11 protein-coding genes are annotated in these 11503 nt (G+C 70.9%); 9 read left to right on the top strand and 2 right to left on the bottom strand.

Translation table 11 applies throughout. From position 1 onward, the window contains the following. The 6 genes from AC1D01_RS08405 to AC1D01_RS08380 form a co-directional block, all read left to right on the top strand. The coding region (locus AC1D01_RS08405) for an efflux transporter outer membrane subunit (protein ID WP_477865597.1) at window positions 1–1359 on the top strand (1359 nt) is incomplete at its 5' end. 32 nt (window positions 1360–1391) lie between these two features. Beyond that, entirely contained in the window at window positions 1392–2540 is a 1149-nt protein-coding gene (locus AC1D01_RS08400; protein ID WP_477865596.1) for an efflux RND transporter periplasmic adaptor subunit, read from the top strand. A 30-nt stretch (window positions 2541–2570) separates the two neighbouring features. Further along, the gene (locus AC1D01_RS08395; protein WP_477865595.1) at window positions 2571–5672 is read left to right on the top strand and encodes an efflux RND transporter permease subunit; all 3102 of its coding nucleotides are present in this window, start codon (window positions 2571–2573) and stop codon (window positions 5670–5672) included. A gap of 47 nt (window positions 5673–5719) precedes the next feature. Further along, complete coding sequence (locus AC1D01_RS08390; RefSeq protein WP_477865594.1) at window positions 5720–6046, top strand: hypothetical protein; 327 nt, start codon at window positions 5720–5722, stop codon at window positions 6044–6046. Window positions 6047–6163: 117 nt separating this feature from the next. Then, window positions 6164–6934, top strand: coding sequence for a TerC family protein (locus AC1D01_RS08385; protein WP_477865593.1), 771 nt, complete (start codon window positions 6164–6166; stop codon window positions 6932–6934). Between the two features lie 11 nt (window positions 6935–6945). Continuing rightward, complete coding sequence (locus AC1D01_RS08380) at window positions 6946–7644, top strand: Bax inhibitor-1/YccA family protein (protein WP_465110031.1); 699 nt, start codon at window positions 6946–6948, stop codon at window positions 7642–7644. 15 nt (window positions 7645–7659) lie between these two features. Here the strand turns inward: AC1D01_RS08380 and AC1D01_RS08375 are convergent, their stop codons facing one another. Then, window positions 7660–8178 (bottom strand): LapA family protein, encoded by a 519-nt coding sequence (locus AC1D01_RS08375; RefSeq protein ID WP_477865592.1) that lies wholly within the window; start codon window positions 8176–8178, stop codon window positions 7660–7662. 85 nt (window positions 8179–8263) lie between these two features. Continuing rightward, complete coding sequence (locus AC1D01_RS08370; protein ID WP_477865591.1) at window positions 8264–9256, bottom strand: LysR family transcriptional regulator; 993 nt, start codon at window positions 9254–9256, stop codon at window positions 8264–8266. Between the two features lie 126 nt (window positions 9257–9382). Between AC1D01_RS08370 and AC1D01_RS08365 the strand changes: the two genes are divergently transcribed. From AC1D01_RS08365 to AC1D01_RS08355, 3 genes are all read left to right on the top strand, one after another. Continuing rightward, window positions 9383–9985 (top strand): FMN-dependent NADH-azoreductase, encoded by a 603-nt coding sequence (locus AC1D01_RS08365; RefSeq protein ID WP_477865590.1) that lies wholly within the window; start codon window positions 9383–9385, stop codon window positions 9983–9985. Between the two features lie 51 nt (window positions 9986–10036). Continuing rightward, on the top strand, window positions 10037–10936 hold the full coding sequence (locus AC1D01_RS08360; RefSeq protein WP_477865589.1) for a pirin family protein: 900 nt from the start codon (window positions 10037–10039) through the stop codon (window positions 10934–10936). Window positions 10937–10983: 47 nt separating this feature from the next. Next, a partial coding sequence (locus AC1D01_RS08355; RefSeq protein WP_477865588.1) for a hypothetical protein occupies window positions 10984–11503 on the top strand: 520 nt, incomplete at its 3' end.

Genomic DNA, 11503 nt, shown 5'->3' with positions numbered 1-11503 from the left:
GCCCAGCTGCCGGCGCAGTGGCATGCCTCGTTGCCGCACAACGGCAGCGTCGCCGACCTGGCGCGCTGGTGGCAGCAGTTCGACGACCCGGTGCTGGCGCAGCTGGTCGACGCCGCACAGGCCGTCAGCCCGACGCTCGCCTCGGCGCGCTCGCGCCTGCTGCAATCCCAGGCGACGCGCACCGGGGCCGGCGCGGCGCTGCTGCCGACGCTCGACGCCACCGCCAGCGCGACGCGCGCCCGCACCGATTTCGTCACGCCGCTCGCCACCACCAGCTCGGCCGGTTTGCAGACCGCCTGGGAGATCGATGTGTTCGGCGCCGGCCGGGCCGGCCGCGATGCGGCGCAGTACCGCCTCGAAGGGGCCGAAGCCTCGTGGCACGACGCCCGCGTGTCGGTGGCCGCCGAGACGGCGAACGCGTACCTGGCCCTGCGGGCCTGCGAGGCGCAGCGGGTGCAGACCGAGACCGACGCCACCTCGCGCGCCGAGACGGCCCGCCTCACCGGCCTCAGCGCGAAGGCCGGTTTCGAGCCGCCGGCGAACGCCGCGCTGGCGCGCGCCAGCGCCGCGCAGGGCGCCAGCCTGCTGACCGCGCAGCGCGCGCAGTGCGACATCGCCGTCAAGAGCCTGGTCGCGCTGACCGCGATCGACGAAACCGCCTTGCGCGCGCAGCTCGCCGCCGGCAGCGCCCGCATCCCGCAGCCGGCCGAACTGGCCATCGCCAGCGTGCCGGCCGAGGTGCTGAACCAGCGCCCCGACGTGTTCAACGCGGCCCGCGAACTGAGCGCGGCGAGCGCCGACGTGTCGCAGGCGCAGGCGAAGCGGCTGCCGCGCATCACGCTGGCCGGCTCGATCTCGCGCGCCCGCGTCGACATGGGCGACACCACGCAGAGCGGCACGGTCTGGTCGGTCGGGCCGGTCGCGGTGACGCTGCCGATCTTCGATGCCGGGCTGCGCCGCGCCAACGTCGATGCGGCCCGCGCCCGCTACGACGAGGCGGCGTCGCTGTACCGCGCGAAGCTGCGCACCGCGGTGCAGGAAGTCGAGCAGGCGCTGGTGCAGCTCGACAGCACCGCTTCGCGCAACGAGAACGCCCGCATCGCCGACGAAGGCTTCGAGCAATCCTTCCGCGCCACCGAGGCGCGCTTCAAGGGCGGCCTCGCCAGCCTGTTCGAACTGGAGGACGCGCGCCGCAGCGCGGTGCAGGCGCACGGCACGCTGATCGACCTGCAGCGCGAGCGCGTCGCCGCGTGGATCACGCTGTACCGCGCGCTCGGCGGCGGCTGGCGCACGGGCACGCCGGTGGCCGATGCGACACCGGCCGGCGACCCGAGCGGCCCCACGAAGGCCACCCCCTGAACACCCCGACGATCCACAGATCACGCCCGACCATGACCCAACGACTGAAGCCCCTGCTGCTGTCCCTCGCCGCCGCCGGCCTGCTCGCCGTGCTCGCGATCACCGTGACGAGCACGGTCCGGGCCGCCGACGAGAAAAAGCCTGCTGCCGGCAAGCCCGCGCTGACGGTCACCGTGGCGCAACTGCAGCCGGCCAGCCTGCCGGTGCTGCTGGCGGCCAACGGCAGCATCGCCGCCTGGCAGGAGGCGATCGTCGGCACCGAGGCCAACGGCCTGCGCCTGGCCGACGTGAAGGTGAACGTCGGTGACGTGGTCAAGCGCGGCCAGGTGCTCGCGACCTTCGCGCCCGACACCGTCAACGCCGACCTCGCGCAGACCCGCGCCGCGGTCGCCGAGGCCGAGGCGAATGCCGCCGAGGCGGCCGCCAACGCGCAGCGCGCCCGCGACCTGCAGCCCACCGGCGCCCTCAGCGCGCAGCAGACCAACCAGTACCTGACGGCCGAGCGCACCGCGCAGGCGCGGCTCGAGGCCCAGCGCGCTGCCGCCAAGGTGCAGCAGCTGCGCCTGCAGCAGACCCAGGTGCTGGCGCCGGACCACGGCGTGATCTCGGCGCGCAGCGCGACCGTCGGTGCGGTGCTGCCGGCCGGGCAGGAGCTGTTCCGCCTGATCCGCGGCGGCCGGCTCGAATGGCGCGCGGAGGTGCCGTCGTCCGAGATCGGCCCGCTGAAGCCGGGCATGGCGGTGCGGGTGCAGCCGGCGGGCGGCGAAGCCATCACCGGCAAGCTGCGCATCGTCGCGCCGACCGTCGACGCGCAGACCCGCAACGGCCTGGTCTACGTCGACCTGCCGGCCGGCAGCGGCGCCGCGAAGGCCGGCATGTTCGCGCGCGGCGAGTTCGAGATCGGCGCCCAGCAGGGCATGACGCTGCCGCAGAGCGCGGTGCTGCTGCGCGAGGGCTTCAGCTACGTGCTGCGCGTCGGCGCCGACAACAAGGTGACGCTCGTGAAGGTGAAGGTCGGCCAGCGCGTCGGCGAGCGCATCCAGGTCCTCGGCGGCGTGCAGCCGGCCGACCGCGTGGTCGCCACCGGCGGCGGCTTCCTCGGCGACGGCGACACGGTGCGCGTGGTCGATGCGCTGCCGGTGCCGRCCGCTGCTTCCGCCGCCGCTGCGGCAGCACGCTGATCCCGCCGAAACGCCCGAAGGACGACCCCCATGAACATCAACGTCTCCGCCTGGTCGATCCGCAACCCGATCCCCGCGGTGCTGCTCTTCATCCTGTTGACCCTGCTCGGGCTCTACAGCTTCAAGAGCATGAAGATCCAGAACTTTCCGGACATCGAGCTGCCGACCGTCACGATCTCGGCCGCGCTGCCGGGTGCGTCGCCGTCGCAGCTCGAGACCGATGTCGCGCGCAAGATCGAGGACTCGGTCGCGACGCTGCAGGGCCTGAAGCACGTCTACACCTCGGTGACCGACGGCCTGGTCACGATCACCGGCGAGTTCCGCCTCGAGAAGCCGGTGCAGGAGGCGGTCGACGACATGCGCGCCGCCGTCTCGCGGGTGCGCGCCGACCTGCCGGCCGACCTGCGCGACCCGGTGGTCACGAAGATGGAGCTGTCGGGCTCGCCGATCCTGACCTACACCGTGGCCTCGGACCGGCTCGACGAAGAGTCGCTCTCGTGGTTCGTCGACAACACGGTGGGCAAGCAGATGCTCAGCGTGCGCGGCGTCGGCGCGGTGGCGCGGGTCGGCGGGGTGACGCGCGAGGTGCGCGTCGAGCTCGATGCGGCCCGGTTGCTGGCGCTGAACGCGACCGCGGCCGATGTCTCGCGCCAGCTGCGCATGATCCAGCAGGAGGCCTCGGGCGGGCGCACCGATGTCGGCGGCGCCGAGCAGTCGGTGCGCACGATCGCGACGGTGCGGTCGGCCGAGGAACTCGCGAAGATGGAGATCTCGCTGGCCGACGGCCGGCGGCTGCGGCTGGAGCAGGTCGCGCGCGTCGCCGACACGGTGGCCGAGCAGCGCTCGACGGCGCTGCTGAACGGCCGCGCCGTGGTCGGCTTCGAGATCACCCGCACCCGCGGCGCCGGCGAGACCGAGGTGGCGGCCGGCGTGCGCGCCGAGATCGAGGCGATGAAGGCGGCGCACCCGGAGGTGAAGTTCGAGGAGGCCTTCAACTTCGTCGACAACGTGCAGGAGGACTTCGACAGCTCGATGGCGATGCTGTACGAAGGCGCGGCGCTGGCGGTGCTGGTGGTGTGGCTGTTCCTGCGCAACTGGCGCGCGACGCTGGTGTCGGCGCTCGCGCTGCCGCTGTCGGTGATCCCGGCCTTCGCGTTCATGGCGCTGGGCGGCTTCACGCTGAACGGCGTGACGCTGCTGTCGCTGTCGCTGGTGGTCGGCATCCTGGTCGACGATGCGATCGTCGAGATCGAGAACATCATGCGCCACCTGCGCATGGGCAAGACGCCGCTGCAGGCGGCGATGGAGGCGGCCGACGAGATCGGCCTCGCGGTGATCGCGACCACCTTCACGCTGATCGCGGTGTTCCTGCCGACCGCCTTCATGAGCGGCGTGGTCGGCCGCTTCTTCGTGCAGTTCGGCTGGACGGCGGCGATCGCGGTGCTCATGTCGCTGGTGGTCGCGCGCATGCTGACGCCGATGATGGCCGCCTACCTGCTGAAGCCGCCGAAGGGCGAGCACAAGGAAGGCCGCTGGCTCGAGATCTACATGCGCTGGGTGAAGGCCGCGCTGCACCACCGCGTGATCACGACCATCGCGGTCGTCGTGTTCTTCGTCGGCTCGTTCTTCCTGGCCGCCATCCTCGAGAAGGGCTTCATCCCGCCGGACGACCTGTCGAAGACGCAGGTCTCGATCTCGCTGCCGCCGGGCGCCACCTTCGCGCAGACGCTGGCGGTGGCCGAGCAGGCGCGCGAGATCGTGCAGAAGAACGAGTACGTGAAGCTGGTCTACACCGCGGTCGGCGGCGGCAACACCGGCGCCGACCCGTTCGCCGGCGCCGGCGCGGCCGAGGTGCGCAAGGCCTCGCTCAGCATCAACCTGACCGAGCGCGGCCACCGGCCGAAGAAGCAGGTGATCGAGCAGCAGCTGCGCGATGCGCTGGCGGCGCTGCCGGGCGCGCGCGTCGCGGTCGGCTTCGGCGGCTCGGGCGAGAAGTACGTGGTGGTGCTGGCCGGCGAAGACGGCGACGTGCTGCTCGAGCACTCGAAGCAGGTCGAGCGCGAGCTGCGCGGCATCGGCGGCATCGGCGCGGTCACGTCCACCTCGAGCCTGGTGCGCCCGGAGCTGATCGTGCGGCCCGATTTCGCGCGCGCGGCCGACCTCGGCGTCACGTCGGCGGCGATCGCCGACACGCTGCGCATCGCGACCGCCGGCGACTACGACCAGAGCCTGCCGAAGCTGAACCTGTCGCAGCGCCAGGTGCCGATCGTCGTCAAGCTGACGGCCGGTGCGCGCACCGACCTCGAGCTGCTGTCGCGGCTCGCGGTGCCGGGCGCGAAGGGGCCGGTGATGCTCGCGAACGTCGCGACGCTGTCGATCGACAGCGGGCCGGCGCAGATCGCGCGCTTCGACCGCAAGCGCAACATCAACTTCGAGATCGAGCTGAACGGCCAGTCGCTGGAGCATGTGCAGACCACCGCCGAGGCGCTGCCCAGCCTGCGCAACCTGCCGGCCGGCGTCACGCTGGCGGGGGTCGGCGATGCCGAGGCGATGCAGGAGCTGTTCGCCGGCTTCGGCCTCGCGATGCTGACCGGCGTGCTGTGCATCTACATCGTGCTGGTGCTGCTGTTCCACGATTTCGTGCAGCCGGTCACCATCCTCGCGGCGCTGGTGCTGTCGGTGCCGGGCGCGTTCCTCGCGCTGTTCGTCACCCACACCGCGCTGTCGATGCCGTCGATGATCGGGCTGATCATGCTGATGGGCATCGCGACGAAGAACTCGATCCTGCTGGTCGAGTACGCGATCATGGCGCGCCGCGAGCATGGGCTGTCGCGCTGGGATGCGGTGCTCGACGCCTGCCACAAGCGGGCCCGCCCGATCGTGATGACGACCATCGCGATGGGCGCCGGCATGCTGCCGATCGCGCTCGGCATCGGCGTCGATTCGAGCTTCCGCGCGCCGATGGCGATCGTTGTGATCGGCGGGCTGATCACGTCGACCTTCCTGAGCCTGCTGGTGATCCCGGTGCTGTTCACCTTCGTCGACGACGTGGTGCAGTGGGTCTCGCGCAAAGTGCGCCGGCACCATCCGACGGATGGCGCGCCGGCCGCGGTGGCGAAGCAGCCGCAGTAGCCCTTCGGGGCCGGCCTGACACGCTGGCCCGGTACACTGCGCCTCCCATGGTCTCCCGCACCCTCGTCCTCGTCGTGACGCTCTTCCTGCTGGCAGCCGGCCTGATGGCCCGCCCGCAGGCGAGCGAAGCACCGGCCGTGCAGGCCGTGGTGGCGCTCGAAGAGGGTGTCGCACAGGAGCGCGAGCCCGACGAGCGCATCCAGTCGGCCGGCGAAACCGTCGCCGACGTGCAGGACCTGCTGACCGGCACGCTGCCGGTGCCGGACCCCGGCTTCTCGCTGGCCCGTCCGTCGCTCCACGCGGCACCCGACCGGCCCGCTCCGTGGCTGGACGGCCTGCGTCGCCCCCCGAAGGCCGCCACGCTGTTCGCCTGAGAAGCCTGGCCCGCGGCTGCGGCCTGCCCGCGGCCCGGGTTCCGTCTCGATCCCCGAATTGCCCGTGCGTCAGCGGCATGCCATCCTGGCAGCCCCGCGGACCACCACTGCCACGCCATGGAATCTCTCCTCGACCCCAATCTCTGGATCGCCTTCGCGATGCTCACCGCCCTGGAAATCGTCCTCGGCGTCGACAACATCATCTTCATCTCCATCCTGGTCGGCCGGCTGCCGGCGCACCTGCGCGACAAGGCGCGCCGGCTCGGCCTCGGCTTCGCGATGGTCTCGCGGCTGCTGCTGCTGTTCTCGCTGAGCTGGGTGATGGGCCTGACCGCCGACCTGTTCACCGTGCTCGGCCAGGGCATCAGCGGGCGCGACCTCGTGCTGCTGTTCGGCGGCCTGTTCCTGCTGTGGAAGGCGTCGCACGAGATCTTCGTCGAGGTCGAGGCGCAGGAGCAGCACGGGCCGGCGCCGGTCACCGACGAGGCCGCGCTGAAGGCGGCCGGCCAGCGCATGTTCTGGGCCGTGATCGGCCAGATCGCGGTGATCGACATCGTGTTCTCGCTCGACTCGGTGATCACCGCGGTCGGGATGGTCGACCAGATCGGCGTGATGGTCGCGGCGGTGGTCGCGTCGGTCGGCGTGATGCTGGTGGCGGCCAAGCCGATCGGCGAGTTCGTCGACCGCCATCCGTCGGTCAAGGTGCTGGCGCTGGCCTTCCTCGTGATGGTCGGCATGGCGCTGACGGCCGAGGCTTTCGACGCGCACGTGCCCAAGGGCTACATCTATGCCGCGATGGCGTTCTCGCTCGCGGTCGAGGCGCTCAACATCCGCGCGCGCGCCAAGCGCCGCGCGAACGCTCCTGTCCCCACGACACCCACGAAGTGAAGGAACCTGTCATGAATCCCCTGTCCCAAGTTTCAACCACCGGCTACGCCGGTGAATTCACCTCGGTCGAGCAGCGCAACAAGGTGCTGCGCAACACCTACTGGCTGCTCGCGCTGTCGATGGTGCCGACCGTGCTCGGCGCCTGGATCGGCGTGTCGACGGGCCTCGCGCGCGCGATGACGCCGGGCGTCAGCCTGGTGGTCTTCCTGGTCGGCTCGTTCGGCCTGATGTTCGCGATCGAGAAGACGAAGAACTCGGCGGCCGGCGTGCCGGTGCTGCTCGCGTTCACGTTCTTCATGGGGCTGATGCTGTCGCGCCTGGTCGGTGCGGTGCTGGGCCTGTCGAATGGCGCGAGCCTGATCATGACGGCCTTCGCCGGCACCGGCGTGGTCTTCCTCGGCATGGCGACGCTGTCGTCGGTGATCAAGCGCGACCTGTCGTCGATGGGCAAGTTCCTGTTCATCGGCATGATCCTGCTGCTGGTGGCCGGCATCGCGAACTTCTTCATCCAGTCGGGCGCGCTGATGATCACGCTGTCGGTGCTGGCGATCGGCATCTTCTCGGCCTTCATCCTGTACGACCTGAAGCGCGTGCAGGACGGGCATGAGACCAACTACATCACCGCCACGCTGGGCGTCTACCTGAGCGTCTACAACGTGTTCCAGTCGCTGCTCGCGCTGCTGGGGATCTTCGGCAGCCGCGACGAGTGAACCTCGGCTGAAGCTTCAGCGCAGGTGTTCGCGCACGGCTGGCCGGTCGATCTCGGCCGCCAGCCCGTGCGAGCGCTCCAGCCGATCCTCCAGCTCCCCGAGGTGCGCCGAGATCCCGTTCGCCGCCTCCTCCAGCGCCACCTGCTGCTCGCGCCGCAGCTGGTCGAAGCGCGAGTTCACCGCCGCCCGCGCATCCAGCCCCGACTGGTTGAGCCGCGCCAGCTCCGTGGTGAGGAAACCCTGCAACTCGGTGAAGCGCGAGGCCTCGGCCTTGTCGGCCAGCTCGCGCTGCGCCTGCAGGTCCTTCGAGAGCCGGCGCGCTTCCAGCATCGCCTTGCCCTGCAGCTGCAGCGCCCACACGACGAACCACACGCTGATGAACACGAAGGCGCCGAGCAGCAGCATCGGCAGCGGCGCCTGCACCGTCGTGAAGCCCAGCGACAGCGGCGTCGGCGCGACGAAGGCCGGCCAGTTCAGAAGCGTGAAGACGGCCATCACCAGCAGGGCGACAAACAGCACGAGCACGCGGACCATGGCGGTCTCCTCGAAGTGACGATCAGGGCCCCGAGCGTACGGCGAGCCACCCCGCCGAGCCTGTAGGACAAGCGCCCGGCGTTCGCTAAGCCGCCGCCGCGGGCGGGCCGCTGCGGCCTGCCTGGGCGCGTTGCCTGGCGGCCGCGTGGTCCTGCTCGATCTCCTCTTCCGCCCGGCGGCAGGTCGGCCCGGAGAACTGCGCCACCATCGTCTCCAGCAGCACGCGCGTGCGCGCCGGCATCAGGCGCCGGCCGGGGAACACCGCCCAGGCCGTCACATCGGGCAGCGACCAGTCCGGCAGCACCGGCACCAGTTCGCCGTTGCGCACGTACGGCACCGCGAAATGGCTCGAGACCACGGTGATGCCCGAGCCGGCACGCGCCATGCGGATCAGCATCTCGGGCGAGTTCGCGGTCGCGCGCGCGGGCGGCGTGCCCTGCCACTGCGCCTCGCCGCGCTGCAGCGTCCACGGTGCCGGCTCGCCGGTGCGCGTCAGCAGGTGCAGCGCGTCGTGCTCCATCAGCGCCTCGGGCTCGCTCGGCTCGCCGTGCCGCGCCAGGTAGGCAGGCGAGGCATACAGCCCGACCTGGAACACCGCGATCCGCCGCGCCGCCAGGCTCGCATCGTCGGGCAGGTCGCCCATGCGGATCGCGAGGTCGAAGTTCTCGCCGATCAGGTCCACGCGGCGTGGCGACAGGTCGAGCTCCAGCGTGATCGCCGGGTAGCGCACGAGGAACTCGTTCATCAGCTCGCCCAACACGATGTTGGCGAAGTCCGCCGGCATCGACATGCGCAGCCGCCCGCTCGGCTCCACCTGCCGGTGCTGCGCCAGCGACGCGGCGGCCTCCACCTCGGCCAGCACCTGGTGCGCATGCTCCAGCACGCTGTGGCCGAAATCGGTGACGGTCAGCTTGCGCGTGGTGCGCAGCAGCAGCCGCTCGCCGAGCTGCGCCTCGAGCGCGGCCAGCCGCCGCGACACGGTGGATTTCGGCAGGCCCATACGCTCGGCGGCACGGCTGAAACTGCCTTCGTCCGCCACGCGGGCGAACAGCATCAGGTCATTGGCTTCGAGGCTCATCGGGGGCTCCACTGTCTCGCTGATGGAACAATGTAATCCAATCCGATGGCTTCCGGTCGGATTGTGGGACGCCTAGAGTTCATCCATCGATTCCGCCACTGCGTTCTACCCCTTTCGGAGCCCACCATGAACATCCTCCAGATCAACTCCAGCGCCCGCACCCAAGGTTCGCAATCGACCGTGCTGGCCAACGAACTGACCGCCCGGCTGCTGGCCGTGAACCCCGGCGCCCGCGTGACGCTGCGCGACCTGGCCGTGACGCCGCAGCCGGTGCTCGACGAGGCCGCGCTGCACGCGCTGTTCACACCGGCCGACGCCCGCACGCCGGCACAAGCCGCGCGGGCCGCGCTGGACGATGCGCTGATCGCCGAGATCCAGGCCGCCGACACCGTCGTGCTGGGCGTGCCGATGTACAACTTCGGCGTGCCGGCCCAGCTGAAGAACTGGATCGACGCGATCGCCAAGGTGAAGGTGACCTTCGCGTACACCGACAAGGGCCCGCAAGGCCTGTTGACGGGCAAGAAGGTCTACGTCGCGCTGACCCGCGGCGGCCAGTACCGCAACACGCCGGCCGACACGCAGGTGCCGTACCTGAAGACCGTGCTGGGCTTCCTGGGCATGACCGACGTCGAGTTCTTCTACGCCGAAGGCCTGAACATGGGCCCGGACGCGGCCGAGAAGGGCCTGGCCTTCGCCCGTGCGCAGATCGACGAAGTCGTGCACGCCTGATCCGTTTCGAGTTTTCGCTCTGTTCTTTCCACCATCCACAAGGAGTTCGACATGTCTTCCGCCACCACCGTCTTCCACCCCGTGACCGAGGCCGTCGCGCGCCCGCGCGAGCTGGAGCGCCTGGTGACGGGCCAGGCCACGTCGGACGGGGCCGGCGTCAAGCTGACGCGGGTGCTGACGCAGCCGCTGCAGCGCCGGCTCGATCCGTTCCTGATGCTCGATGCATTCGGCACCGACAACGCCGATGACTACGTCGGCGGCTTCCCGGACCACCCGCACCGCGGCTTCGAGACCGTCACGTACATGATCGCCGGGCGCATGCGCCACCGCGACAACGCCGGCCACGAAGGCCTGCTGCAGAACGGCGGCGTGCAGTGGATGACGGCCGGCCGCGGCATCGTGCACTCCGAGCTGCCGGAGCAGCAGGCCGGGCGCATGGAAGGCTTCCAGCTGTGGCTGAACCTGCCGGCCGATCGCAAGCTGGCCGACCCGTGGTACCGCGACATCCAGTCGGACGAGATCCCGGAGTTCACGACCGACGGCGGCGCGACGGTGCGCGTGATCGCGGGCGAATCGCACGGCGTGGCCGGCGCGATGCAGCGCGAGGTGACGCAGCCGCTGTACCTCGACGTGCACCTGGCGCCGGGCGCGCGCTTCGACCAGCTCGTGCCGGCGACGCACAACGCGTTCGTCTACGTGTACCGCGGCGAGGTCGAGGTGGGCGGGGCGAAGGTCGGGGCGCAGCGCATGGCGATCCTGAAGAACGGCGCCGAGCGCGACGGCATCGTGCTGCAGGCCGGTGAGGCGCCTGCGCAGGCGCTGATCATCGCCGGGCAGCCGCTGAACGAGCCGATCGCGCAGTACGGGCCGTTCGTGATGAACACGCATGAGCAGATCTTCCAGGCGGTCGAGGACTACCGCTCCGGAAAATTCGGCCCGCTCTCTGCGTGACATCGCATCGGGTTACGCTCCGCTGATCCCTCAGCGAGCGTTGCCCGATGTTCCTCCAGCACCTGCCCCTCGCCCCGTGGGCCGAGCGCACCGCCGCCGGCCTGCGGCTCACGCTGCTCAGCGACGTGCCGGACCTCGATGAGGTCCATGCGCGCTTCCTGCTCGACAACGAGGAGACCTGGCTGCCCCTCGCACGCACGGCCGACCGCGGCCGCTTCGCCTGCTTCGAGGCGACGATCCCGTGGTGCCCGACCGGGCCGACGACGCGCTACTGCTTCCGCGTGTTGAGTGATGGCCAGCCGCACTGGCTCGCCGCGACCGGCCCGCAGCGCCGCGTGCCGAACGAGGCCCACCACTTCCGCATCGCCCGCGAGCCGCTGGTGCCCGCCTGGGCGCTGCAGCAGCTGATCTACCAGATCTTCCCCGATCGCTTCGCGCGCGGCCCCGAGGCGCCGCGCGCGCGCCCGCCGCATGCCTTCGGCTACGGCAAGGCGCCGGTGCATGCGCTCGAGTGGGGCGCGCCGCTCGACGTGAAGCCGGCCTGGAGCGCGTTCTACGGTGGCGACC

It is taken from the genome of Rhizobacter sp. P3_B12, assembly GCF_056402895.1.
The sequence above is the reverse complement of the archived record's forward strand: the minus strand, read 5'-3'. Positions and strand labels throughout refer to the sequence as shown.